At 70.2% G+C, this 22,589-nt stretch carries 25 protein-coding genes; 8 read left to right on the top strand and 17 right to left on the bottom strand.

What is annotated here, in order from left to right:
* The first annotated feature begins 75 nt into the window (after positions 1-75).
* The 7 genes from IEW87_RS06640 to IEW87_RS06610 all read left to right on the top strand — a co-directional run bounded on the left by IEW87_RS06640 (position 76) and on the right by IEW87_RS06610 (position 6,283).
* On the top strand, positions 76-906 hold the full coding sequence (locus tag IEW87_RS06640; protein ID WP_188711489.1) for an alpha/beta fold hydrolase: 831 nt from the start codon (positions 76-78) through the stop codon (positions 904-906).
* Positions 907-925: 19 nt separating this feature from the next.
* Complete coding sequence (locus tag IEW87_RS06635) at positions 926-2,440, top strand: ABC transporter substrate-binding protein (RefSeq protein WP_188711488.1); 1,515 nt, start codon at positions 926-928, stop codon at positions 2,438-2,440.
* 5 nt (positions 2,441-2,445) lie between these two features.
* Positions 2,446-3,396, top strand: coding sequence for an ABC transporter permease (locus IEW87_RS06630; protein WP_188711487.1), 951 nt, complete (start codon positions 2,446-2,448; stop codon positions 3,394-3,396).
* On the top strand, positions 3,393-4,262 hold the full coding sequence (locus tag IEW87_RS06625) for an ABC transporter permease (RefSeq protein ID WP_188711486.1): 870 nt from the start codon (positions 3,393-3,395) through the stop codon (positions 4,260-4,262). The genes IEW87_RS06630 and IEW87_RS06625 overlap by 4 nt, the downstream gene beginning before the upstream one ends.
* Positions 4,259-5,053, top strand: coding sequence for an ABC transporter ATP-binding protein (locus IEW87_RS06620; RefSeq protein ID WP_188711485.1), 795 nt, complete (start codon positions 4,259-4,261; stop codon positions 5,051-5,053). Before IEW87_RS06625 ends, IEW87_RS06620 begins: the two co-directional genes overlap by 4 nt.
* Positions 5,046-5,834, top strand: a complete 789-nt coding sequence (locus tag IEW87_RS06615) for an ABC transporter ATP-binding protein (protein ID WP_188711484.1) — start codon at positions 5,046-5,048, stop codon at positions 5,832-5,834. The genes IEW87_RS06620 and IEW87_RS06615 overlap by 8 nt, the downstream gene beginning before the upstream one ends.
* Before the next feature lie 62 nt (positions 5,835-5,896).
* Entirely contained in the window at positions 5,897-6,283 is a 387-nt protein-coding gene (locus IEW87_RS06610) for a DUF4870 domain-containing protein (RefSeq protein WP_188711483.1), read from the top strand.
* Positions 6,284-6,310: 27 nt separating this feature from the next.
* On the opposite strand, the gene mgtE is transcribed toward IEW87_RS06610, so the two are convergent.
* The 3 genes from mgtE to IEW87_RS06595 all read right to left on the bottom strand — a co-directional run bounded on the left by mgtE (position 6,311) and on the right by IEW87_RS06595 (position 8,767).
* The gene (gene mgtE, locus IEW87_RS06605; protein WP_188711482.1) at positions 6,311-7,669 is read right to left on the bottom strand and encodes a magnesium transporter; all 1,359 of its coding nucleotides are present in this window, start codon (positions 7,667-7,669) and stop codon (positions 6,311-6,313) included.
* 271 nt (positions 7,670-7,940) lie between these two features.
* A complete protein-coding gene (locus tag IEW87_RS06600; RefSeq protein WP_188711481.1) occupies positions 7,941-8,405 on the bottom strand; it encodes an SRPBCC family protein in 465 nt (154 codons plus the stop codon).
* Positions 8,402-8,767: an ArsR/SmtB family transcription factor gene (locus IEW87_RS06595; RefSeq protein WP_188711480.1), complete on the bottom strand. Its 366-nt coding sequence runs from the start codon at positions 8,765-8,767 to the stop codon at positions 8,402-8,404. Before IEW87_RS06595 ends, IEW87_RS06600 begins: the two co-directional genes overlap by 4 nt.
* A 99-nt stretch (positions 8,768-8,866) precedes the next feature.
* Between IEW87_RS06595 and IEW87_RS06590 the strand changes: the two genes are divergently transcribed.
* Positions 8,867-9,634 carry a formylglycine-generating enzyme family protein gene (locus IEW87_RS06590; protein WP_308420915.1) on the top strand — a complete coding sequence of 256 codons (768 nt, stop codon included), beginning with the start codon at positions 8,867-8,869 and terminating at the stop codon, positions 9,632-9,634.
* A 53-nt stretch (positions 9,635-9,687) separates the two neighbouring features.
* Here IEW87_RS06590 and IEW87_RS06585 read toward each other — a convergent pair whose 3' ends face one another.
* The 14 genes from IEW87_RS06585 to IEW87_RS06520 form a co-directional block, all read right to left on the bottom strand.
* Positions 9,688-10,869: a M23 family metallopeptidase gene (locus IEW87_RS06585; RefSeq protein ID WP_188711479.1), complete on the bottom strand. Its 1,182-nt coding sequence runs from the start codon at positions 10,867-10,869 to the stop codon at positions 9,688-9,690.
* A gap of 80 nt (positions 10,870-10,949) precedes the next feature.
* Positions 10,950-11,507, bottom strand: a complete 558-nt coding sequence (gene phnN / locus IEW87_RS06580) for a phosphonate metabolism protein/1,5-bisphosphokinase (PRPP-forming) PhnN (protein ID WP_188711478.1) — start codon at positions 11,505-11,507, stop codon at positions 10,950-10,952.
* Positions 11,504-12,655 (bottom strand): alpha-D-ribose 1-methylphosphonate 5-triphosphate diphosphatase, encoded by a 1,152-nt coding sequence (locus IEW87_RS06575; RefSeq protein WP_188711477.1) that lies wholly within the window; start codon positions 12,653-12,655, stop codon positions 11,504-11,506. Before IEW87_RS06575 ends, phnN begins: the two co-directional genes overlap by 4 nt.
* Positions 12,652-13,323, bottom strand: a complete 672-nt coding sequence (locus tag IEW87_RS06570; RefSeq protein ID WP_188711476.1) for a DUF1045 domain-containing protein — start codon at positions 13,321-13,323, stop codon at positions 12,652-12,654. The genes IEW87_RS06575 and IEW87_RS06570 overlap by 4 nt, the downstream gene beginning before the upstream one ends.
* Positions 13,320-14,042 (bottom strand): phosphonate C-P lyase system protein PhnL, encoded by a 723-nt coding sequence (gene phnL, locus IEW87_RS06565; protein WP_188711474.1) that lies wholly within the window; start codon positions 14,040-14,042, stop codon positions 13,320-13,322. Before phnL ends, IEW87_RS06570 begins: the two co-directional genes overlap by 4 nt.
* Positions 14,043-14,044: 2 nt before the next feature.
* The gene (phnK, locus tag IEW87_RS06560) at positions 14,045-14,824 is read right to left on the bottom strand and encodes a phosphonate C-P lyase system protein PhnK (RefSeq protein ID WP_188711462.1); all 780 of its coding nucleotides are present in this window, start codon (positions 14,822-14,824) and stop codon (positions 14,045-14,047) included.
* Positions 14,821-15,732 (bottom strand): alpha-D-ribose 1-methylphosphonate 5-phosphate C-P-lyase PhnJ, encoded by a 912-nt coding sequence (locus IEW87_RS06555; protein WP_188711460.1) that lies wholly within the window; start codon positions 15,730-15,732, stop codon positions 14,821-14,823. Before IEW87_RS06555 ends, phnK begins: the two co-directional genes overlap by 4 nt.
* The gene (locus tag IEW87_RS06550; RefSeq protein WP_188711459.1) at positions 15,719-16,822 is read right to left on the bottom strand and encodes a carbon-phosphorus lyase complex subunit; all 1,104 of its coding nucleotides are present in this window, start codon (positions 16,820-16,822) and stop codon (positions 15,719-15,721) included. Before IEW87_RS06550 ends, IEW87_RS06555 begins: the two co-directional genes overlap by 14 nt.
* Entirely contained in the window at positions 16,822-17,436 is a 615-nt protein-coding gene (gene phnH, locus IEW87_RS06545) for a phosphonate C-P lyase system protein PhnH (protein ID WP_229730997.1), read from the bottom strand. The genes IEW87_RS06550 and phnH overlap by 1 nt, the downstream gene beginning before the upstream one ends.
* Positions 17,433-17,921, bottom strand: a complete 489-nt coding sequence (phnG, locus tag IEW87_RS06540) for a phosphonate C-P lyase system protein PhnG (protein ID WP_188711457.1) — start codon at positions 17,919-17,921, stop codon at positions 17,433-17,435. Before phnG ends, phnH begins: the two co-directional genes overlap by 4 nt.
* A 106-nt stretch (positions 17,922-18,027) precedes the next feature.
* Positions 18,028-19,755: a phosphonate ABC transporter, permease protein PhnE gene (phnE, locus tag IEW87_RS06535; protein WP_188711456.1), complete on the bottom strand. Its 1,728-nt coding sequence runs from the start codon at positions 19,753-19,755 to the stop codon at positions 18,028-18,030.
* Between the two features lie 2 nt (positions 19,756-19,757).
* Complete coding sequence (phnC, locus tag IEW87_RS06530; RefSeq protein WP_229730995.1) at positions 19,758-20,606, bottom strand: phosphonate ABC transporter ATP-binding protein; 849 nt, start codon at positions 20,604-20,606, stop codon at positions 19,758-19,760.
* An 80-nt stretch (positions 20,607-20,686) separates the two neighbouring features.
* Positions 20,687-21,646: a phosphate/phosphite/phosphonate ABC transporter substrate-binding protein gene (locus IEW87_RS06525; RefSeq protein ID WP_188711455.1), complete on the bottom strand. Its 960-nt coding sequence runs from the start codon at positions 21,644-21,646 to the stop codon at positions 20,687-20,689.
* A 175-nt stretch (positions 21,647-21,821) separates the two neighbouring features.
* Positions 21,822-22,529 (bottom strand): GntR family transcriptional regulator, encoded by a 708-nt coding sequence (locus tag IEW87_RS06520; protein WP_188711454.1) that lies wholly within the window; start codon positions 22,527-22,529, stop codon positions 21,822-21,824.
* Between the last annotated feature and the right edge of the window lie 60 nt (positions 22,530-22,589).

The following is a 22,589-nucleotide window of genomic DNA, read 5'->3' as shown; positions in this document are numbered from 1 at the left end:
CTTTCGATTTCCCAGTGGCGCCGCCGGGCCGACAGAATGGTGCCAACTTCTCTCCCTGATTCAAGGATGACCGCGATGGCAACGACCGACGACCGGTCCGTCTCGTTCGACCTCGACGACGGTCGCGTCCTCAGTGCTCGACGATCGGGCGCCGCGACCCCGCGCATCGCCTTCGTGCACGGCGCGGGGCTCAACGCTCACACGTGGGATCGCACGATCGCCGCCCTCGACGCTCCGGCCCTCGCGCTCGATCTGCCGGGTCACGGTGACTCCTCGTGGCGCGACGACGCGGACTACTCCGCGGACGCGCTCGCACCCGACATCGCTCGTGCCCTCGAGACGTGGACCTCCACGCCGGTCGTGCTCGTCGGTCATTCGCTCGGCGGGCTCGCGTCGATCGTGCTCGCCCGCGACCGGCCCGACCTCGTGGCGCACCTCGTGCTGGTCGACGTGCTGCCGGAGATCGAATCGGGCGGGCTCGACATGCTGCGCGCCTTCTACGCGCGCCTCGAGTTCGCTTCGCTCGACGACGCGCTCGACCACGTGGAGTCGTTCGGACTCGGCGGGTCCCGCCAGAACGCTCGCCGTGGCATCGAACTGAACACCCGCCTGCGCGCGGACGGCGCACTCGAGTGGAAGCACCACATGGCGCGAATCCTCTCACCATCAGCCGCGGACACCTCGCCCCGCGCACGCGCCGTCACGCGCGAGGAGCTCGCCGCCGTCGCCGCTCCCGTTTCGCTCGTGGCCGGCACGCGTGGCTTCCTCGGCGAGAGCGCCCTCGCCGCCTTCCGCGATGCACGCGGCGACGACGCGCTCACCGTTCTCGACGCACCCCACAACGTGCAGGAGACGCACTCCGCCGACCTCGCGTCGCTCGTGCGCAGCCTCGCTCCGACCACGTGATCTTCGGAAGGATCCGCCGATGTCCCTCTCCCCCGCACCGCGCCTGACGGCCGCGGCCATCGTGGCCGCGGGCGCCATCGCGCTCGCGAGCTGCTCGGGCGGATCCGCCGAGCAGCCGACCGGCGCCGTCGACCCGGATGCCACGCTCACCGTCGGCCTGCAGCTCGAGCCGACGAACCTCGACATTCGCCGCACCTCGGGGGCTGCCCTCGAGCAGGCTCTCACCGACAACATCTACGAGGGCCTCGTCTCACGCGCCGAGGACGGCGAGGTCGTGCCGTCCCTGGCAAGCGACTGGACGATCTCCGACGACGGCCGCACCTATACCTTCACCCTCGAGACGGGCGTCACCTTCCACGACGGCGCCGAGTTCACGGCAGAGGACGTCGTCGCCACGCTCGACGAGACCCGCTCCGACGAGTCGATGATCGGCTTCCCGAGCCTGCAGGCGATCGAAAAGGTCTCCGCGCTCGACGAGGGCACGGTGGAGATCACGCTGTCGGAGCCGAACCAGAACTTCCTCTTCCTCCTGACCGGGCCGGCCGGGCTCATCTTCGACGCGGACGACACCACCGACATGCAGACGGCGGCGAACGGCACGGGCCCCTTCGTGCTCGAGGCGTGGAGTCAGGGCGACAGCCTCACGTTCACGCGCTACGACGACTACTGGGGGGATCCGGCGGGCGTCGCCGACGTCGTCTTCGCCTACATCCCCGAGGCGACGGCGCTCGTCGCAGCCGGACTCGACGGATCCCTCGACGTCCTCACCGCCGTCGAGGCCGATCTCGCCTCGCAGCTCGACGGGGCGTTCGAACTCGCGGAGGGCGAGACGACCGACAAGTTCATCCTCGCCTTCAACGAACAGGCCGAGCCTCTCGACGACATCCGTGTACGGGAGGCGCTCCGACTCGCGATCGACCACGACGCGATCCTCGAGCGCGTCGGCGCCGGCGAGGCGCAGTATGGCCCCGTTCCTGTCCTCGACCCCGGCTACGAGGACCTGTCCGACACGATCTCCTTCGACCCCGACGCCGCCCGCGACCTCCTCGAGGAGGCGGGCGTCGACGACCTCACGCTCGAGCTGACGGTCTCCAACACCTATCCGACCTACCTCTCGACGCTGCTCGCGTCGATGTTCGCGGACGTCGGCGTCACGCTCGACGTCGAGACGGTCGAGTTCTCGACGTGGCTCAACGACGTCTACAGCAACGCCGACTACGAGTTGAGCCTCGTGAACCACGTCGAGCCGCGCGACTTCGACACGTGGACGAACCCCGACTACTACTACGCCCTCGCCGACGAGGAGGCCTTCGACGAGGTGCGCGCGCTCTACGCGGAGGCGATGCGGCAAACGGACCCCGACGCCTCGGCTGAACTGATCGCGCAGGCCGCTCGCGTCGTCGCCGAGCAGCACCCTGCCGACTGGCTGTTCACGCGCAGCGACATCGTGGCGATCGCACCGGGCATCGAGAACTTCCCCGTATCGGCGACGAGCACGCGGCTCGACGTGTCGGACGTGACCGTCTCGAACTGACCGCCATGCTGCGCTACGCCCTCACGCGGATCCTGCTGCTCGCCCTGGGCCTGCTCGTCGCGAGCGCGGTCATCTTCGGCGCGCTGCGGATCCTGCCGGGCGACGTCGCGCAGATGATCGCGGGCACCGAGGGAACGCCCGCACAGGTCGCCGCGATCCGCGCCGAGCTCGGACTCGACCGACCGCTCGCGCAGCAATACGTCGAGTGGATCGGCGGGGTCCTGTCGGGCGATCTCGGCAACTCGTTGCTGACCGGTGCGAGCGTGGGCAGCGAGCTGGTGGCCAAGGCGCAGGTGACGATCCCGCTCGGAGTGCTGTCGCTCGTCATCGCCCTCGCCCTCGCCGTGCCGCTCGGCATCGTCTCCGCGATCCGTCGCGGGCGCCCCTCCGGCACGGCGCTCACCGTCGTCGCGCAGCTGCTCGCCGCCGTCCCGGTCGTGTGGGCCGGGCTGATGCTCGTCGTCGTCTTTGCCATCGTGCTCGGCTGGCTTCCCGCGCAGGGGTTCCCGCGGGCGGGCTGGGACGATCCGGCCGCGGCGATTCGTGCTCTCCTCCTCCCCGCGCTCACGATCGGCATCGTGGAGGGGGCGATGCTCATGCGCTTCGTGCGCAGCGCCACCCTGCAGGCGACCGGCGAGGACTTCGTCCGCACGGCCGCATCGAAGGGCCTCACCCGCTCGCAGGCCCTCGTCAGGCACGGGCTACCGGCCGTCGGGCTGTCGATCGTGACGGTGCTCGGCATCCAGATCGCCGGCATCGTCGTGGGCGCAGTCGTGATCGAGCAGGTCTTCACGCTCCCCGGCATCGGCCGCATGCTCGTCTCGGACGTCGGCGAACGCGACCTCGTGATGGTGCAGGGCGAGCTGCTCGTACTCACCGGGTTCGTGCTGATCGTCGGGTTCCTCATCGACCTCGCCCATCACGCCGTCGACCCCCGCCAGCGGGAGCGCACATGAGGTGGGCGGTGCGACTGTGGCAGGCCCCGGCGGGCCGTGCGGCGGCGGTCATTCTCGCATGCGTCGCCCTCACCGCGGCGGTCTCGATCGTGTGGACGCCGTTTCCCCCGGGCGCCGCCGACGCCTACTCCGCGTGGGGAGCCCCCGGCTGGCCCCACCTGCTCGGAACAGACGGAACGGGCCGCGACATCCTCTCGCTGCTCATGTCCGGTGCGCGCGTGACCGTCGCCGTCGCGGTCGGCGCGGGCGTCGTCGCCACGATCATCGGCGTCGTGCTCGCCGCTCTCGGGGCGCTCACGGTGCGACCGGTCCGCGAGGCGGTCGCCGTCCTCGTCGACATCCTCATCGCGTTCCCCGTCCTGCTCATCGCGATGATGCTCGCGGCCGTCTGGGGCGGATCCCTGTGGGTCGTCGTGTGGTCGGTGGGCGTCGGTTTCGGCGTAAACATCGCCCGCGTGGCGCGCGGGGAGCTGCGCCGTGTCGGCCAGTCCGACTTCGTGCTCGCGGCACGGGCGTCGGGGCTCGGGAGCAGTCAGATCCTCGTGCGCCATCTGCTGCCGAACGTCGCCCCCGTCTTCATCGTGCAGCTGTCGTGGTCGATGGCCGCCGCCGTGCTCGCCGAGGCCGGGCTGTCGTATCTCGGCTTCGGCGCCCCGGTCACGCAACCGAGCTGGGGGCTGCTGCTGAGCGAGCTCCAGGACTACATCTCGTTGCATCCGCTGAGCGTGGTGTGGCCGGGGCTTGCGATCGCGGTGACGGTGTTCGCGCTCAATCTCCTCGGCGACGCGCTGCGCGAAGCGACGGATCCGACCCTCGCCCACCGCGGATCGCGCGCGGCGCGCCACACGCCGGGGGTGGTCGCATGACCCTGGTCGTCTCGAACCTCACGATCGACATCGGCGACGCGCGCCCCGTGGACGGCGTGTCGTTCGATGTTCCGGCCGGGGCGAGAATGGGGCTGATCGGCGAATCCGGATCCGGCAAGTCACTCACCGCGCTCGCCGTCCTCGGGCTGCTGCCGAGCGGGGCGCAGGCAAGCGGGTCGATCCGATGGAATGGGCGCGAGCTGATCGGAGCGACGGACCGCGAGATCGCGCGGATCCGCGGCAACGAGATCGGCATGGTCTTCCAGGAGCCGCGCACGGCACTGAATCCGATCCGCCGGATCGGGCGGCAGATCTCCGAGCCGGCGCGAATCCACCGCCGCATCGGCCGCGGCGAGGCCGCGCGCCTCGCCATCGACCTGGCCCGCCAGGTCGCGCTCCCGGATCCGGGCGGCATCGTCGCGCGCTACCCGCACCAGCTGTCGGGCGGCCAACGGCAGCGAGCCGCGCTCGCGATGGCCCTCGCGAACGGCCCGGAGCTGCTCATCGCGGACGAGCCGACGACCGCCCTCGACGTCACGATCCAGGCCGAGGTGCTCGCGCTGATGACCCGCCTGGCCGACGAACGCGGCATGTCGCTGCTCTTCATCACCCACGACCTCGCCGTGCTCGCCCAGATCGCCACGCACGCAGCCGTGCTCGAGAGCGGCCGCGTCGTCGAGAGGGGTGAGGTGGGATCTCTGTTGACGAGCCCGGAGCACGAGGTCACGCGCGGCCTGCTGCGGGATGCGACCGCGACGACCTGGCGACCGAACGGGGGACGCGATGACTGACGCCATCATCCGTGCGAGCGGCCTTGCTCGATCGTTCACCCTCCCCCGCCGCACGCTCTTCGAACGGCGCCGCGAGACGGTCGCGCTGCACCCGACCGACCTCGAGGTGCGCACCGGAACCTCCCTCGGCATCGTCGGGGAATCGGGGTCGGGCAAGTCGACACTCGTTCGGCTGCTGCTGGGGCTCGACCGGCCGACGGCGGGATCCGTCGAGGTCGCCGGGCGGCCCGTCGACCCGTCGGCACGGGCGCGCGAGCTCCACTGGCTGCGGCGGATGTCGGGGATCGTGTTGCAGGACCCGTACGGCTCGTTGGATCCGCGGATGAACGTGGGGCGCATCGTCGGCGAGCCGCTGTGGGCGCTCGGCATCGCTGGCGACCGGACCACGCGCGTCCGCGAGGTGCTCGAGCAGGTCGGGCTCGACGGATCCGCGGCGGCGCGTCACCCGCACGAGTTCTCGGGCGGCCAGCGCCAGCGGATCGCCCTCGCCCGGGCGATCGTTCACGGTCCGGAGATTCTCGTGGGTGACGAACCGCTGTCGGCCCTCGACGTGACCGTACGCGCGCAGATCCTGGCCCTGCTGGATGAGTTGCGCCGCGAGACGGGGATCACCCTCGTCATCGTGAGCCACGACCTCGGCGTCGTGCAGAGCCTGTGCGACGACACGGTCGTCATGAAGGACGGCCACGTCGTCGAGGCGGGCGCGACCGCGCAGGTGCTCCGCCGCCCGCGCGCCGAGTACACCAAGCGGCTTCTCGCGGCCATCCCCACACTCATGTGAGCGATATGTGAGCGCCTCGCGGTACGAATCGGAGTACACAGCGAACGGCGAAGAGGAAAACCATGACCGAGAACATGCAATCTGAGACTCACAGCGCAGCCGCCGGCGACGGCCTCGACCCGAAGGTGGGCGGTCTCGTCGCCTATCTCACGTGGGTCGGCGGCCTCATCATGCTCCTCACGCAGAAGCATCGCGAAGTGCGCTTCCACGCGGCCCAGTCGATCCTCCTCAGCATCGCACTCGTCGCCGTATACATCGTGCTCGGGATCGTCCAGCTGATCGCGGGACTGATTCTGTGGTGGCTCGGCGCGCTGTTCAGCATCGTCTACGGCATCGTGGGCCTCGCGAGCCTTGCGCTGTGGATCTTCCTCATCATCAAGGGCTACAACCTCGTCCACGTCAAGCTCCCGCTCATCGGCGACATGGCGGAGAAGTGGGCCGCGAAGTAACCGGGCGACGCGGCGAACGTCTCGCCCTTAGATCTGCAGGACTGCTCGCGCGATGAGGAAGTACACGACCAGGCCAGACGCGTCGACGAACGTGGTGATGAACGGGTTCGAGAAGACGGCGGGGTCGACGCGGAGCACTCGCGCGACGATCGGCATGATGCCGCCGATCGTCGCCGCCATCGCACACACCGCGAGCAGCGTCACCCCGATGACGACACCGATTGCCGGCTCGTAGATCACCGCGGTGATCACGCCGCCGAGCGCTCCCAGCAAAGAGCCGAGCGCGATCCCCACGCAGAGTTCGCGGACGAGTACACGACCCACGTCGTGGGGGCCGATGTCATTGAGGGCGAGTGCCCGCGTGACCGTCGTGGCAGCCTGATTGCCCGTGTTGCCACCCGTGCCGATCAGCAGCGGCACGAACCAGGCCAGCACGGTGACCTGCTCGAGCGTCTCTTCGAAGATCGACAGCACCTGAACGGTGAGCGTCGCACCCACCGCGAGGACGAGGAGCCATACGACGCGCGAGGAGAAGAGCGCACGCAGCGGCGTCGCGAGGTACGGGCGACGAAGGGGTTCCACTCCGCCCTGCCGCGCCGAGTCCTCGGTCTCCTCGCCCTCCAGGACCCGCACCGCATCGTCGATCGTGAGCATGCCGACGAGACGCGATTCGTTGTCGACGATGGGCAGCGCGAGCACGCCGAGACCGGTGCACTCGCGTGCCGCGGCCTCCGCATCGTCGTACGCGGTCGCCGTCTCCGTGCGTCCCATGATCTCCGACACATGCGCGCCTGGGTCAGCGCTCAGCAGATCACGCAGGCCCACGACGCCGACTACGCGGCGCTTCTCATCGAGCACCGGCAGGGTGTAGACCGTCTCGGCTTGCTCGAGGCCTGCACGCACACGTCGCATGGATTCTTCGACCGTGTGGTCTGCCCTGACGGACACGTACTCCGGCGTCATGCGCCGACCGACGGACCCGCTCGGATAGCCAAGCAGTTCGGCCGTCAGCTCCCGGTCCTTGGTCCGCAGCCCGCGAAGCAGCCGAGTGGCGAGAGCAGCGGGCAACTCGTCAACGAGCCGCACGCGATCGTCGGGATCGAGATCGGAGAAGATGGAGACGACCTCGGCGTCTTGGAGGCCGAGAACCAGATCGCCCTGGGACCTCGGCGCCAGCCGCTCGAACACGTCGATGGCCTTCTCCTTCGGCAGCAGCCGGTACACCACGGCGCGCTGCTTGACGGGAAGGCGGTCCAGCAGCGCGGTCATCTGGTCCGTGCTCACCGCGCCGACAGCATCGCCGATCGCGGTGAGGTCTCGGTCGCGAAGCCGGGGCTGGATCACGTCGATGAGTTCAGTGATGTCGGCAGCGGGAGGGGTCGTCATGGCGAGGGTCCTTTGCGTAGCAGGGCACACCCTGCGGGCAGACGCCGTTCGGCAGGGCACGGCATCACCGCGCCCGCTGGTGCCTGAGGCTCAGACCGCGAGACGAGAGCCGATCGGCAGGGAGGGCGCGGTGCACATTCGATGACCGGAACTATCACTGTTCACAGGCCCTCACCCCCCTCATCGCTCGTACGTGCTCACCAGCTGCCCACTCTACTCGCGATACTCGGGTCTGATTCACACGCCGCTGAAGGCCGCGGCCCTCGTCTCCTCAGGCAAGCGGCTCCCCCGCCAGATGCCGCCCGAAGTTCCTCAGCGCCTCGTCCCAGCCGTCGTAGACGAAGCCGTCGCCGGGCCTCCCCTCGAAGCCGCGCAGATGGAACACGAGCTCAGTGCGTGCGGGCTCATTCGCCACGAAGGTGAGCGTGATCACCGGCGCGGTCTCCACCGGAGCGTCCGGTTCGCCCCACGTGAAGACGAGCCGGTCCATCGGTTCGACCTCGAGGAAGACCCCGCCGGTCGGGAATGTCTCGCCGGTCTCGTCATTCGTCATCGTGTACGAGTAGCGCCCGCCGACGCGGACGTCGAATGCGACCGAGTCGGTGCTGACGCCGAATGGCCGCAGCCACTGAGCCAGCTGATCCTCCTCGGTCCAGGCTCGCCAGACAAGCTCGCGCGGCACGTCGAAGGTGCGCGTGATCGAGAATTCCGGGGTCGCGGTGTGCGTGCTATTCATTGGTCTTCCTCCTTGCGGTGGGCGTCTTCGACGACGTGTCCCGCCATCATTTCGAGATGCGATTCGAGCGCATCGAGGCGCAGATTCCACTCGCGACGCCGCCGCTCGACCCAGGCCGCGGCCTCGTCGAGCGGTTCCGTCTGGAGCGAGAGCGTGCGCCATTGCGCGTGCGCCGTACGGGTCACGAGACCCGCACGTTCGAGCACCTTGAGGTGCTGAGAGATCGCCGGCGCGCTGATCGCGAAGGGCTCCGCGATCTCGCCGACGGTCGCGGCCCCCTGCGCGAGGCGCGTGAGGATCTCACGACGTGTGGCGTCAGCGAGCGCGGCGAAGATGAGACTCAGCCGATCCGCCGCTACCATTTCGCTATCTCCTTAATTAAGCTTTCCCTTAAGCATGACACGAGGGAGCCAGTTCCGTCAAGAATCTTTGGTCGAGCGTGCGGACCTGTAGTGTGAAACGTGTCCCTCGTCGCTCCCGAAATGGTCTCCGTGTCCGCCGGATCGATCGTGCTGCGAGACGCGCGAACGAAGACGTCGCGCACTGCCAGCCTGCGGGCCTTCCGCATCGGCGCGTACCCGGTGACGTGGCGGCTGTACTCGCAGGTGCGCGAGCAGCACGTGCCGGAGGCTGTGGATCCGGATGCCCCCGTGCACTCACTGTCCTGGCTCGACGCGGTGGACTGGTGCAACTCCCTCTCCGCCCGAGCCGGGCTCGACCCCGTCTACGATGTGCGTGGCGGCGACGTGTCCTGGGACGTCGGCGCCGACGGGTTTCGCCTGCCGACGGAAGCCGAGTGGGAATGGGCCTGCCGGGCCGGGACCACCGGTCCGCGATACGGCCCCCTCTCGCAGATCGCGTGGAGCGACGACGATGCGGTGACGAGCGCGCAGCGCGTCGGCCAGAAGCGTCCCAATGAGTTCGGCGCGTACGACATGCTCGGCAACGTGTGGGAATGGTGCTGGGACTACGCCGACCCGGCGCGCTACGGCGACTATCGCGCGCTGCGCGGCGGAGGGTGGGCCGACGAGCACTGGAGCGTTCGCGCCTCTGTGCGACGCGGGAGCATGCCCGGCGCTCGGCGCGACGACATCGGCTTCCGCCTGGCGCAAGGTCCCGCGGGCGCCAGCGGCGACCACGCTGGTCAAGGGTGGTCGCGGCAAGCCGACGGCGACCGAGCGAACATCCGGGGCGTGCTCCCGATCGGCTGGACGCCCCTTCGCGCGTGAGCCGTGTCCCTCACGCGCGAGCGTGCCCGACGATCACGCGCGGTGGAGGCGAGTTACTGCGGCGCGGGGCTCTCGTCCGGCGACGGTGAGGGTTCCGCGGGTGCGTCGCTCGGAGTCGGCTCCTGGGTGGGCTCCGGCTCCTGCGTGGGTTCGGGATCCTGCGTGGGGTCCGGTTCGGGCGACGGTGCCGGCGTCTCGCTGGGCTCCGGGTCCGGTGACGGCGATGGGTCCGGGGTCTCCGACGGGTCGGGCGACGGCTCGGGATCCGGACTCGGAGACGGCGTCGGCTTCTCACTCGGGCCGGGCGACGGCTCGGGATCCGGGGTCTGGGTCGGGCCCGGGCTCGGCGACGGATCCGGCGTCTCACTCGGGTCCGGAGCAGGGGTCTGGTCCGGAGCGGGCTGCGGTGTCTCTTCCGGGGCGGGCGGCTCGTCCGGGACAGGAACGCCGGGGAGGAGATCCTCCGGCGCGGCCGATCCGCCGGTGAGAAGCGGGGAGGGATCGATCGGCACGCCGTTCTTACGCACCTCGAAGTGCAGATGGTTGCCGAAGCTTCGACCGGTGTTCCCGACGCCACCGAGGTGGTCGCCGGTCTCGACCCAGTCGCCGACCTCCACGGTGCGCGACCCGTACTGCATGTGGCCGTACACGGTCTGCAGGCCACCGACATGCTGCACGATCACGGCGACGCCGTAGCCGAAGTGCGCATCGCTCGAGAGAATGACGACGCCGGGTGCGGCCGCGCCGATCGGCTCGCCGGCTCCCGCGGCCAGGTCGATGCCCATGTGGTTTCCGCCGCGCGAGCCGAACACGTCGGTGAGCGAGTAGTTCGCGATTGGCCAGGCAAGTTCGGTCAGGGAGCTGAGCGCAGAGATCGCGGCCGGGCAGCCCGACGTCGCGGTGACCGTCTCACCCATCTCGTCCGCGACAACCTCCGCGAGGGCGTCGCAACGCATCTTCTCGAGCTCCTTCTTGCTCGAGGCCGTGTAGGTCGTGCTCTGCAGCTGCGCGATGCTCGCGGCGGCATCGCTCGCGTTGCCGCCGATCTCCGCGTCGTCGGCGGGCGCGTCGTCCGAGACCGCCGACGCAGCGGCTCCCTCTTCCGACGCGGTGATGAGCGTGTCGAGCGAGGGCGTCGAGCTCGCGGTCAGCGCCATCCCGCCGAAGGTCGCCAAAAGGAGGCCGCCCGCGACCACGCCGCGGAGCGCGGCGTGCTTCCACCGCTCGAGACCCATGCACTCCCCCTTACGGATTCATCATGCCGAAGCGTCACGATTCTGTAAAGGGATCGCACAGGATCCGCGCGCCTCGCGGACTAGGACGGAATCGGTGCCAGGCGGTCGGCCAGGAAGCGGGCGAGCGCGTCACCCGCCTCCGCGATGGTGCCGTCGTTGACGATCTCGAGGTCGTGGTCGACCGCGTCTCCTCGGCGCGCGATGCGCGCCCGTGCGGCGGCGAGGTCCTCACGGCCGCGCGCGCGGATCCGCTCGAGCCGCACCTCGGCGGAGGCCGTGATGACGATGACGGCGACCCGCGCGAACCGCTGACGCGCGTCAGCGACGACGGCACGCGAGAGATTCGCGACCACGACGGATCCGGCCGCGAGCTGCGCGTCGACGTCGCGCGGGATCCCGTAACGCAGCCCGTGCGCGCGCCAGGTCAGCGCGAAGGCTCCGCGCTGCGCGGCGTCCGAGAAATCCTGCGCGGAGGTGGGCTCGTGGTCCTCCCCTGGCCCCGCCGGTCGCGTGATCACCCGTCGCACGAAGTGGATCCGCTCGTCCGTGATGAGCGCGTCACGCGCGGCTCCGAGCACGGTGTCCTTGCCCGCGCCGCTCGGCCCCACGACGGCGACGAAGCATCCCGGCGCGCTCATGCGACCCGCATCCCCTCGCGCCACACGCCACGCACGATCGGCACGGGTGCGCCTGAGGCGCCCTCGTACGGCGCGACCCGCACGAGGTCACCGCGCAGCCCCGTCGAGACGGATCCGCGGTCGAGCAGCCCGGCGGCCGTCGCAGGATTCGCGCTCACGAGGCTGACGGCCTCCGGCAGGCTCGCCGCGTCGTCGGCCACGATGCGGAAGACCGCCTGCAGCAGGCTGGCGGGCACGTAGTCGCTCGAGAGGATGTCGAGAAGCCCGGCGGCCAGCAGCTCGGCGGCAGCGACGTTGCCCGAGTGGGACCCGCCGCGGACGATGTTCGGCGCGCCCATCACGACGGCCTGCCCCGCCTCACGCGCCGCGCGCGCCGCTTCGATCGTCGTGGGGAACTCGGAGATGTGCACGCCGAGCTGCGACGACTCAGCCACGTGCGCGAGGGTCGCGTCGTCGTGCGCGGCCATCCGCAGGCCGCGGGCGCGGGCCCGCTCGGCCATCGCACCCCGGTGGGTGTCCGCGTAGGCGGCCGACAGCTCGTGCAGCTCGGCGACGTGACTCGCGAACTCGCCCTCCGACATGTTGTGCTTGCCCACCATGTACGTGCGGAAGGCCTCGATGTCGGCGTACTGACGCTGACCGGGCGTGTGGTCCATGAGCGAGACCATGCGCACGCGGTCGCTCACGCCGAGGTCGTCGAACACGTCCACGACGTCGGGGGTGGCGACCTCGCACCGCAGGTGCACGTAGTGGTCGGATCGAAGAATGCCGCTGTCCGCGGCCTGCACGAGCGCCCCGACGAGCGTTGACGCGCGCCCGGCGAGTCGGTTCTCCCCCGGTCCGGATCCGATGCGCAGTGCGTCGAAGACCGTCGTGACGCCGGACGCGGCCATCTGCGCGTCGTGCGCGACGACGGCGGGAATCGGATCCCAGAAGCGCTTCGGCCGCGGCTGGAAGTGCGATTCCACCTGGTCGGTGTGCAGCTCGACCAGGCCCGGCAGCAGGTAGTCGCCGCCGAGGTCCTCGCCGACATCGGACGCGCCCGCGTCGATGGCGTCGATACGGCCATCGCGCACCCGCACCGATCCGTGGAGGACACCGTCCGGAAGGACGATGCGCGCGTTGGTGAGGATCGTCTCGTGGCTCATGCGGTGGGCTCCTTCGTACGCAGGGGAAGACTGGCGAGGTGGTGGAACGGCTCGCCGGGCGCCGGCTCGACCGCGACGGTCAGCGCGGTCAGCGGGACGTCGGTGCCCGTGACCTCACCGAAGTGCAGGGCGATCGCTTCGTCGATCGCGTCGCACCCCGCGGGGTCGAGCGCGTCGGTCAGCGTGATGTGGAGGCGGAACTCGTCGAGCACGTACGGGTAGCCGTAAGCGTCGAGCAGCTCCCGCTGTCGATCCGAGAGGCGTTCGGGTCGGCGCCGTTCGCGCTCGGCGTCGGTCAGCGGGGCGCGGAACGGCTCGAAGTGGCGGACCACGTCGGCCGCGAGCGCGTTGGCGTCGTGTGGATCCCCCGCCGACACCAGTGCACGGAAGCGGCCGATGACCGCCGGCGCGACGTGCCGGAGGACGACCGCGTCTCGCGCCGCTGCGAATGCACCGACGGCCTGGACGAGGTCGTCTTCCGTCGTCCCCTCGGCCAGCCGGAACGGCGCCTTCAGCGTCGCGTGGTACCCGTATCGACGCGGATCCACGGTGACGGCGCGCGCGCCGCGCCGAGCGAACCAGCGCTCGACGGCATCGCGCAGGTTCATCGCGTCGGCGGGCGGGTTCGGACCGGCGCCGGGAACCGCGTAGACCGCGTATCGCGTCATGCCGGCACCATCTGCCGTTCGGGCGCGAAGGCGGACACGTCGACGATCCGATCGGCGACGGCATCGCGCACCTCGGCGTCGTGGCAGATCGCGAGGATCCCGGTGCCGGCGCGGAGTCGCTCGCGGATCATCTCGACGACCACGGCCCGGTTGCGCGCGTCGAGCGACGCGGTCGGCTCGTCGAGCAGCATGAGGGGTCGCTCGGTCGCGAACCCGCGCGCGATGTTCACGCGCTGCTGCTCACCGCCGGAGAACGTCGCGGGCGGCAGCTCCCAGAGTCGCTCGGGGATGCTGAGCCGCTCGAGCAGCTCTCCCGCCCGTTCCCGGGCGACAGCGCGGTCGGATCCGCGCTCCACGAGCGGCTCGGCGACGACGTCGATGGCGGCCACACGCGGCACGGCGCTGAGGAACTGGCTGACGTACCCCATGGCGTCGCGTCGGGCGGCGAGCACCTCACGCGGAGACGCGATCGCGATGTCGACCGTCCGGTCGCCCGCGGCGAGCGCGATTCGGCCGCGTTCGACCTGGTAGCTGCCGAAGACCATCTTCATGATCGTGCTCTTGCCGGCTCCGGAATCACCACCCAGGACGACGCACGCGCCGCGCGGCACGTCGAACGTCACGCCCTGCAGCACGGGCAGCACCTGAGATCCCTGGAGATGGAGAGTGAACGTCTTCGCCACGCCCTCGACGGAGAGCACGGGGGTGAGGTCGGTCATGATCAGCCCTTCAGGATCGAGGAGACGAGAAGCTGGGTGTAGGCGGCCTGCGGGTCGTCGAGCACGCGATCGGTGAGGCCCTGCTCGATCACGTGGCCGTCCTTCATCACGACGGTGCGGTGCGAGATGAGGCGCGCGACGGCGAGGTCGTGGGTGACGACGATGACCGCGAGGCCGAGGTCGGCGACGAGCGAGCGGATCAGGTCGAGCAGTCGGGCCTGCACGGAGACGTCGAGGCCGCTCGTCGGCTCGTCCATGAAGACCAGCCGCGGCCCGAACACGAGGTTGCGAGCGATCTGTACGCGCTGGCGCATCCCGCCCGAGAACGTCGCCGGGGCGTCGTCCATGCGGTCACCCGGGATCTCGACGCGGTCGAGCCACTCGGCGGCCTTCTCACGGATCCGTCCGTAGTGGCGCCATCCGTTGGCCATGAGCGGTTCGCCGACATTGCCGCCGGCCGACACGTGCATCCGCAGCCCGTCGGCGGCGTTCTGGTGCACGAAGCCCCACTCGGTGCGCCAGAGCCGGCGCACGTCGCGCTCGCTCAGCGCGTCGAGATCGGCCAGCTCGCCCGACGCGCCCGCGTAGTGCGCGGATCCCTCGTCGATCGTGAGGCGCTGGGAGAGCATGCCGAGCAGCGTCGACTTGCCGGACCCGGATTCGCCGACGACGGCCAGCACCTCACCGGGCCAGAGGTCGAACGTCACGCCGCGGCAGCCGAACCGGTCGCCGTAGCGGTGTCCGGCGTCCGTGACGCTCAGGAGGGGAGTTGCCGTGGTCATGAGGTCTCCTTCTGGGGCTGCTCGGCGGCGCGCTCGCAGTGGTCGGTGTCGCTGCAGACGAACATGGCGCCGCCGACGTCATCGGTCACGACCTCGTCGAGGTAGACGCCCTCGGACCCGCAGATGTCGCACGGCCGGTCGAAGCGCTGCGGTTCGAACGGGAAGTCCTCGAAGCCGAGGCTCTCCACTCGCGTGTACGGCGGGATCGCGTAGATCCGCTTCTCGCGGCCGGCGCCGAACAGCTGCAGAGCGGGCGACATGTGCATCTTGGGGTTGTCGAAGCTGGGGATCGGCGATGGCGCCATCACGTAGCGCGAGCCGACCATCACCGGGTAGTCGTAGGTCTTGGCGATGTGCCCGTACCGTGCGATGTCCTCGTAGAGCTTGACGTACATCAGGCCGTACTCCTCGAGCGCGTGCAGGCGACGCGTCTCGGTCTCGCGCGGCTCGAGGAAACGCAGCGGCTCCGGGATCGGCACCTGGTAGACGATCGTCTGGCCCGGGGCGAGCGGCGTCTCGGGGATCCGGTGCCGCGTCTGGATGATCGTCGCCTGCTCGGTGCGCGTCGTGGAAGCGGATCCAGCGACGCGCTCGAAGAACTGACGAATCGACACGGCGTTGGTGGTGTCGTCAGCGCCCTGGTCGATGACCTTCAGCCGGTCGTTCGCACCGATCACCGAGGCCGTGACCTGGACTCCGCCCGTCCCCCAGCCACGCGGCATGGGCACCTCACGCGAGGCGAACGGCACCTGGAAGCCGGGGATGGCGACGCCCTTGAGCAGCGCCCGGCGCACCACGCGCTTGGTCTGCTCATCGAGGTAGCCCTCGTTGTAGACGATGCGCGGCTCGCCCGTCGGCGCGAACGACAGCGCCTCGTCGGGGCGGACACCGGGATCAACCGCGGTCATGAGCGGGCTCCTTCATCTCTTCGCGCGCCTCGGAGCGCGCCGCGAACTCTGCGCCGAGCTGCCGGACGAGCACGAGCTCGGCCTGGAAGTCGACGTAGTGGGGAAGCTTCAGGTGCTCGACGAAGCCGGTCGCCTGCACGTTGTCGCTGTGGGCGATGACGAATTCCTCGTCCTGCGCCGGCGAGACCTCGCGCTCGCCGAACTCGTCCTTCCGCAGCGCGCGGTCGACAAGCGACATCGACATCGCCTTTCGCTCGGCGCGACCGAATGAGAGGCCGTATCCGCGCGTGAACTGCGGGGGCCGGTCGGCGGATCCGACGAACTGGTTGACCATCTGGCATTCGGTGACCTCGATGCGGCCGATCGGCACCGCGTGCCCGATCTCCGGGACCTCCAGCTCGACCTCGATCTCGCCGACGCGCACCTCCCCGACGAACGGGTGGGTGTTGCCGAAGCCGCGCTGCGTGGAGTAGCCGAGCGACAGCAGGAACCCCTCGTCGCCGCGTGCAAGCGCCTGGAGGCGTTCGGCGCGCGTCATCGGGAAGGTCGTGGGCTCGCGGGTGAGGTCGCCGGGGTCCGGATCGTCCCAGCCGTCGGGCCGGTCGGGTTCCACGAGCGCGCCGTGTCCCAGCAGGTCCGTCACGCGCGGCATCGGCTCGTCGTCGACGTCCGGCGTCGGAACCTCCGGCGTCGCGAGCTCGTCGGCAAGGAGCCGGTGCGTGTAGTCGAACGTCGCGCCGAGCTGCTGCCCGCCCGGGATGTCCTTGAACGTCGCGGAGACGCGGCGCTCGGGCGGCAGCATGCCCGTGTCGAGCGGCACCGTCACGCCGAAGCGCGGCAGCGTCGTGCGATACGACCGCAGCAGCGTGATCGCCTCGAGCACGTCCCCCTGCGCCTGCAGCAGCGCCTTCGCGGCGAGGTCCGGATCGTACAGCGAGCCCTCGTTCATGACGCGGGCGACGAGAACGCCCATCTGGTCGCGCAGCTGCTGCGACGCGATCCGCTCCTGGTCGGATCCGGATCCTCGCTTGGCGAGCAGGGCGTGCGCATTCGCGATCGCCTTCTCGCCTCCCTTGACGGCGACATACATCAGGCCTTCTCCTTCTGCGTGGTCACGGTCGTGCGCGGCAGTCCGACGACGGTTCCGCGCGCGGCGAGGATCGCGTCGATTCCGCGTGGGAACATGGCGATGTTCGCGCGGCGCGCCTCGAGGAATCGGGCCGAGGCTCCTGCGCCGTCCCAGGCGATGGATCTGTCGATGCCGGGGCCCGTGGCGACGATGTCGCCGGTCGGGAGCGCGTCGGTCGCGTCGATGAGGACGGTCGCCGACAGGTGCGGCTCCTCGTCCGTGCCGGCGTTCAACGCGTCGAACGCCGGCACGGCGGAGGGGCCGGACGCGATGCAGAATAGTGCGTCAGCCGGATCCTCGACGATCGGTGCGCCCGTGTGGAATCGGATCCACCCCGCGACGTCGGGCGCGTGGGTGAGCGCGCTGTCGAGCCAGATGGGCGTCTGCTCGTCGCAGAGTGCGAGGGCGATCGCGCCGACCTCGCGCGAGAGCGGCGCGGGCGGATCGAGCACGACGTCGAGGCGCTGCGGCATCAGGGGCCGGGCCAGCGCGTCGAGCACCGCGCGGAACACGCGCTGCGCGTCGTGCACGGGGCTGTGGAAACCGGGCGTCAGCATGCCGGTCTGGGCGGTCATTCGTCGTCCTCCTCGTCGTTGGAGTCGTTCTCGCGCGCCACGGTGAAGAAGTCGACAACCGTGCTGCGGGCGTCGGCTCGACGCTCGGCGTCGCGCGCATTCTGCCGCTGTTCGAGCACCGCGATGACCTCCTCGCGCACCCGGTTCGCCTGAACGGATCCGAGCAGGCCGTCGAAGATCGCGGCGAGCGCCGCGTGTTCGGGGTGGCTGCCGAGGACGTAGGCGGTGCCGATCGCCTCGTCGTCTGCGGAGCGGACGGCGACGGTGGCGCGCGTCGCGGTCGCCTCACCGAGATGGAATCGATCGCCGGTGCCGCCGGTGCGGGCCTGCACCATGACGAGGCCGGACTCGGGACCGCGCACGTATTCGACCTCGGGTCGGTCGGGCCACTCGCGCCAGAGATCGGCGAGCTCGGCCGCCGACGCCTGCGCGAGCACGCGCGCGGTGCGGCGTCGCTCTTGGGGTTCGCGCTGAAGCTGTTGCATGGCTCCAGCGTCCGGTGCGGAGATGTCCCGGCCGGGCCCCGAGGATGAACGGGCGGTGAATCGATCCGTAAACCCCGCGTGAGATGTCGCGGAGTGCGCGGCGACGTCAGATGACGACGCGACGCACCCACGCCGAGATCGCCTCGAGGGCGAGGACCACGGCGAGGATCATGAGGATGATGAACGTGACGGTCTCGAACTGCATCACGCGGTTGGCCTGCAGCAGCAGGAAGCCGATGCCGCCGGCGCCGACGATGCCCAGGAGGGTGGCCGAGCGCACGTTGACGTCGAGCTGGTAGAGCACGTGCGCGACGAACGCGGGCAGCGCCTGACGCACCGTGGCGCTGGCGTACACCTGCAGGCGGCTCGCGCCGCCGACGCGCACCGCATCCTGTACGCGCACGTCGGTCTCCTCCACCGAGTCGGCGACGAGCTTGCCGAGCAGGCCGACGGATCCGATGCCGAGCGCGAGCGCGCCGGGCACGGCCCCGAGGCCCATCATGACGATGAAGATGATCGCGAGGATCAGCTCGGGGAAGGCGCGCACGACGACGATGAGCGTCCGGAACGTCGTGGCGGTCGCCCGGTTGGGTGCGACGTTGCGCGCCGCGAGCGAGCCGATCGGGATCGCGAGGACGACGCCGATGAGGGTCGCGGCGAAGCCGATCTGCACCGTCGCGATCATGCCCTCGATGAGGCGGTCGAGGATGCCGCCGTCGGACGGCGGGAAGAACAGCGCGAGCGTTGCCGGGATATCGGCGATGCCGGCCATCAGGGCGGCCGGTTCGATGCGGCTGCCCGCGACGGCGAGCGCGATGATCACGAGCGTCGCGCCGATGCCGAGGAAGCGGCGGATGCGGTCGGCGTCCCACGGCGGCGAGGTGACGATGCGCCCGCGCGCGGTACGCGGCACGTCGTGCGTCGCGGTGGGCGCGGTCATCCAGCCGCCGCTCATGCGGTCGAGCACGCCGAGCAAGCCGCGACGGCGGCCGTTCTGGCGTCCGAGCAGCGCGGTGCGGATGGCACCGGAGATGAGCTCGACGACGATGCACAGCACGAGCACGACGAAGGCGAGGGCCATGCCGCGCTGATAGTTCATGGTGTTGAGGGCCTCGGCCATCGCGAGGCCGATTCCCCCGACGCCGACGTAGCCGAGCAACACCGACGTGCGCAGGTTGATGTCGAAGCGGTGCAGGGCCGTCGCGATGATCTGCGGCATCAGCGGCGGGATGATGCCCGACCAGATCTGCTGCCAGCGCGACGCGCCGGCCGCGCGCAGCGCCTCGACGGGGCCACGGTCGAGCTCCTCGATGGCGTCGGCGTAGAGCTTGCCGATCATGCCGATCGAGTGCAGTCCGAGGGCGAGGATCCCGGGAACGGCGCCGAGGCCGAACAACCGGAAGAAGAAGATGGCGAGCACGAGATCCGGGATCGCGCGCATGACCACGATGAACGTGCGCGCCGTGACACCGGTGACCCGGTTCCGGGTCGTGTTCGATGCCGCGTACAGCGCGACGGGCAGGCTGAGGACGACCGCGAGCGCCGTCGCGACGGTGACGATCGCGAGCGTCTGCAAGGTGAGCGAGACGAGCTCGGCGACCGGCGGGAAGTCGAGTGGCACCATCCGCGAGAGGAAGTCGGCCGCGTTCTGGAATCCCGCGGTGAGCGAGCTCACGCCAATACCCAGGTCGACGAACGACCACACGCTCGCGGCCAGCAGGCCGAGCATGACGGTCCAGACGGCGACGACGCGGGCCCTGGGCGCTGGCCGCGGCGGGACGGGGAAACCGGCGCGCGCGGTGTCGGACGCGTCGACAGGAGCGATCGTCGCCATCGTCACGCCCTCGCCGGATCGGAGTCGACGGCTTCCGGGGCTGAGACGGCCGTGTAGACGTCGAACACGTCGTCCCGGCTGAGTCGGTCCGCGGCACGGTCGAGCACGACGCGCCCCGAGCGGAGGCCGGTGATGCGATCGCCGACGTCCATCGCGAGCTCGACCTGGTGCAGGCTGCAGATGACGGTGAGTCCGAGGTCGGTGGAGATCTCCCGCAGCAGATCCATCACGCCGGCGGAGCTGACGGGGTCGAGGCTCGCGACCGGCTCGTCGGCGAGGAGGACGACGGGCTCCTGGATCAGCGCCCGCGCGATGGCCACACGCTGCTGCTGTCCACCGGAGAGCGTGTCGGCGCGCTGGAACGCCTTGTCGGCGAGCCCGACGCGGGCGAGGTGCGCCATCGCCTGCTCCTTGACGGCGCACGGATAGCTGAACAGCCCGACGCGCGGTCCGCGCAGGGATCCGAGGCGACCCGCGCAGACGTTCTCGAGCACCGACATCGATCCGACGAGGTGGAAGTGCTGGAAGATCATGCCGACGCGGGTGCGGAGCCGGCGGAGGTCGCGCTGTGACGCGTCGTGCACGGCGACGCCGAGGGTCTCGACCTCGCCCGCCGTCGGCTGATGCAGCCCGTTGATATGGCGCAGGAGCGTCGACTTGCCGGACCCTGACAGGCCGAGCAGCACGTTGATCGCGCCCGGCGTGAAGTCGACCGTCACGTCGGCGAGTGCCGTCACCTGGCCGAACTGCTTCGTGACGCCGTTCAGCCGCACTGCGCTGTCGGCATCGTCCGGCGTCAGATGGGGAATCCCCGCGGTCATCGCCTGTCGGATCTCTGCCACGTTCGTCATCTCGTCCCTCTCCTGCTGGTGTCGTCAGGGCGGGTGAGGAGGCTCCGAGCGTTCCTCACCCGCCCCGTCGGCCGGGTGCGTCAGGCGACGCAGGACTCCGACTCGGTGATGTCGCAGACCGCGCGGATGCCGTCGTACAGCGAGTCTTCGACGGCGATGAAGCCGTACGCGCTCTCCTCGGGAAGCTCGCAGTCCTCCTCGCTGTCGCAGATACCCATCTCCACGAGTGCGGGCTTGTTGATCTGCTCCTGGAAGACGCGGGTGATCTCGTCCTGGAGGTCCTGCGGAAGCTGGTCGCTCACGACGGTCGGCGAGTTCGGGATGTCCTCCGACTCCCAGACGACCTCGAGGGCACCTTCCTCGAGCTGACCCGATCCGATCAGCTCGTGAGTGACCATCGTGTCGAACGCGAATCCGGCGTCACACGTGCCGTCCGCGACGGACAGCGCCGACGCGTCGTGACCGCCGGCGAACACAGCCTCGACGTCCGACGTCGGGTCAATGCCCTCCTCGAGCAGACCGGCGGAGGGGAACAGGAAGCCAGAGGTCGAGGTCTGGTCGACGAAGCAGACATTCTTGCCGGCGAAGTCCGCCAGGCTCGTGATGTCGCTGCCCGCGGGGACGATGCCATAGGAGCGGTAGCTCGCGGCCTCATCGGGCGAGTCGGCGAGCGCACCCACCGGCACGACGCCGGCGCCGCTATCGGCCGCGACGACGTACGAGAACGGCCCCATGGATCCGATGTCGACCTGACCGGCGCGGAGCGCCTCGATGACGGCCGCGTAGCTGGTCGCCTCCTGCATCTCGATCGTGAGCCCGAGCTCCTGCTCGAGGGCGTCGATGATCGGGGCGTTCGACTCGGCGATGCTCGTGGCCGACTCGGAGGGGATCTGCGCGAAGGTCAGCGTGTCCGGCCAGTCGTTGCCGCCGGCGCTGTCGGCCGTCTCATCCGCGGCCGTTCCCGCGCAACCGGCGAGGGCGAGGAGCCCTACGCCCGCGAGAGCGACGAGCGAGGTGCGCTTCGTACGGGTCGAGATCATGAGAGTTCCGTCCTGATTGTTACGGGTGCGTGCCGGCAGTGCCAGCGAGGGACGGATCCACCGTCGGCGCCGGACCTGGCCCGTTCCCCACCCCGAACCGAACGGCCGGAAGCGCGCCGGTGAACACTCGAGAAACTTGCGCGACAACTGGTCGCGCATCGCGCGGCGGCGTGCGTCAGGCGCGGGTGCCGAACTCGATCGTCACGCGCACGCGATCCGGCCGCAGCCACGACCGGCTGAACATCAGTGGCGGACCGTCCTGCGCATCGGTGGTCAGCGTCTCCAGGAACCATGCGGCCGTGCCCTGCGCGACACCGAGGCGCTCGACGGCATCGGGCGGCGGAACGTCGGTCGCGACCCGTGACCAGGCGCGCACCGGGTCCCGCCGGTGCCCGCGCAGCACTTCCGCGAGGGATTCGATCACCTTGAGCGTGACGTCGATGTTCTCGAGCACCCCGGGCGCGATCCATTCCTCCGAGCAGCTGATGACGTCGTCGTCGACGTAGGCGATCCGCTCGAGGCGCGTGCACGTCGCGTTCTTCGGCAGGGCGAGCATCTCGGCGACGTCGGCGGGAGCGCCCGTCTCGGCGATCGCGATCGGGAAGGTCCGGGCAATGGAGCCGGCACGTTCGACCATGCGGTGCAGCGACGGCGGGCCGTCGGACGAGATGACGTAGTCGAGGCGGCGGTTCACGAACGTGCCGGCTCCGCGCCTTCGGCGCACGAGGAATCGCGCCTCGAGACCGTCGATCGCGCGCCGCACGGTCGCTCGCGTCGTGTCGAACCGCGCCATGAGGGCGTGCTCGCTAGGAAGCGGCGAGCCCGCCTCGAGACCGCTGATCTCGCGGGTGAGCTCCGCGGTAATGCGGCTGACGACGTCCATGCGGTGACGCTACGAGCGTCGAGTGAACGCCAGGGATCCGGACGGTGACGCGCGCGTGAC

Origin of the sequence: Microbacterium faecale, assembly GCF_014640975.1 — a bacterium.
Classification (GTDB): domain Bacteria; phylum Actinomycetota; class Actinomycetes; order Actinomycetales; family Microbacteriaceae; genus Microbacterium; species Microbacterium faecale.
Note: the sequence above shows the minus strand (reverse complement) of the source record. Positions and strands in the feature narration are given on the sequence as shown.

Coding starts and splice junctions, on each gene's coding strand:
- IEW87_RS06640 (WP_188711489.1), top strand. CDS start 76: ATGGCAACGACCGACGACCGGTCCGTCTCGTTCGACCTCGACGACGGT.
- IEW87_RS06635 (WP_188711488.1), top strand. CDS start 926: ATGTCCCTCTCCCCCGCACCGCGCCTGACGGCCGCGGCCATCGTGGCC.
- IEW87_RS06630 (WP_188711487.1), top strand. CDS start 2,446: ATGCTGCGCTACGCCCTCACGCGGATCCTGCTGCTCGCCCTGGGCCTG.
- IEW87_RS06625 (WP_188711486.1), top strand. CDS start 3,393: ATGAGGTGGGCGGTGCGACTGTGGCAGGCCCCGGCGGGCCGTGCGGCG.
- IEW87_RS06620 (WP_188711485.1), top strand. CDS start 4,259: ATGACCCTGGTCGTCTCGAACCTCACGATCGACATCGGCGACGCGCGC.
- IEW87_RS06615 (WP_188711484.1), top strand. CDS start 5,046: ATGACTGACGCCATCATCCGTGCGAGCGGCCTTGCTCGATCGTTCACC.
- IEW87_RS06610 (WP_188711483.1), top strand. CDS start 5,897: ATGACCGAGAACATGCAATCTGAGACTCACAGCGCAGCCGCCGGCGAC.
- mgtE (WP_188711482.1), bottom strand. CDS start 7,669: ATGACGACCCCTCCCGCTGCCGACATCACTGAACTCATCGACGTGATC.
- IEW87_RS06600 (WP_188711481.1), bottom strand. CDS start 8,405: ATGAATAGCACGCACACCGCGACCCCGGAATTCTCGATCACGCGCACC.
- IEW87_RS06595 (WP_188711480.1), bottom strand. CDS start 8,767: ATGGTAGCGGCGGATCGGCTGAGTCTCATCTTCGCCGCGCTCGCTGAC.
- IEW87_RS06585 (WP_188711479.1), bottom strand. CDS start 10,869: ATGGGTCTCGAGCGGTGGAAGCACGCCGCGCTCCGCGGCGTGGTCGCG.
- phnN (WP_188711478.1), bottom strand. CDS start 11,507: ATGAGCGCGCCGGGATGCTTCGTCGCCGTCGTGGGGCCGAGCGGCGCG.
- IEW87_RS06575 (WP_188711477.1), bottom strand. CDS start 12,655: ATGAGCCACGAGACGATCCTCACCAACGCGCGCATCGTCCTTCCGGAC.
- IEW87_RS06570 (WP_188711476.1), bottom strand. CDS start 13,323: ATGACGCGATACGCGGTCTACGCGGTTCCCGGCGCCGGTCCGAACCCG.
- phnL (WP_188711474.1), bottom strand. CDS start 14,042: ATGACCGACCTCACCCCCGTGCTCTCCGTCGAGGGCGTGGCGAAGACG.
- phnK (WP_188711462.1), bottom strand. CDS start 14,824: ATGACCACGGCAACTCCCCTCCTGAGCGTCACGGACGCCGGACACCGC.
- IEW87_RS06555 (WP_188711460.1), bottom strand. CDS start 15,732: ATGACCGCGGTTGATCCCGGTGTCCGCCCCGACGAGGCGCTGTCGTTC.
- IEW87_RS06550 (WP_188711459.1), bottom strand. CDS start 16,822: ATGTATGTCGCCGTCAAGGGAGGCGAGAAGGCGATCGCGAATGCGCAC.
- phnH (WP_229730997.1), bottom strand. CDS start 17,436: ATGACCGCCCAGACCGGCATGCTGACGCCCGGTTTCCACAGCCCCGTG.
- phnG (WP_188711457.1), bottom strand. CDS start 17,921: ATGCAACAGCTTCAGCGCGAACCCCAAGAGCGACGCCGCACCGCGCGC.
- phnE (WP_188711456.1), bottom strand. CDS start 19,755: ATGGCGACGATCGCTCCTGTCGACGCGTCCGACACCGCGCGCGCCGGT.
- phnC (WP_229730995.1), bottom strand. CDS start 20,606: ATGACGAACGTGGCAGAGATCCGACAGGCGATGACCGCGGGGATTCCC.
- IEW87_RS06525 (WP_188711455.1), bottom strand. CDS start 21,646: ATGATCTCGACCCGTACGAAGCGCACCTCGCTCGTCGCTCTCGCGGGC.
- IEW87_RS06520 (WP_188711454.1), bottom strand. CDS start 22,529: ATGGACGTCGTCAGCCGCATTACCGCGGAGCTCACCCGCGAGATCAGC.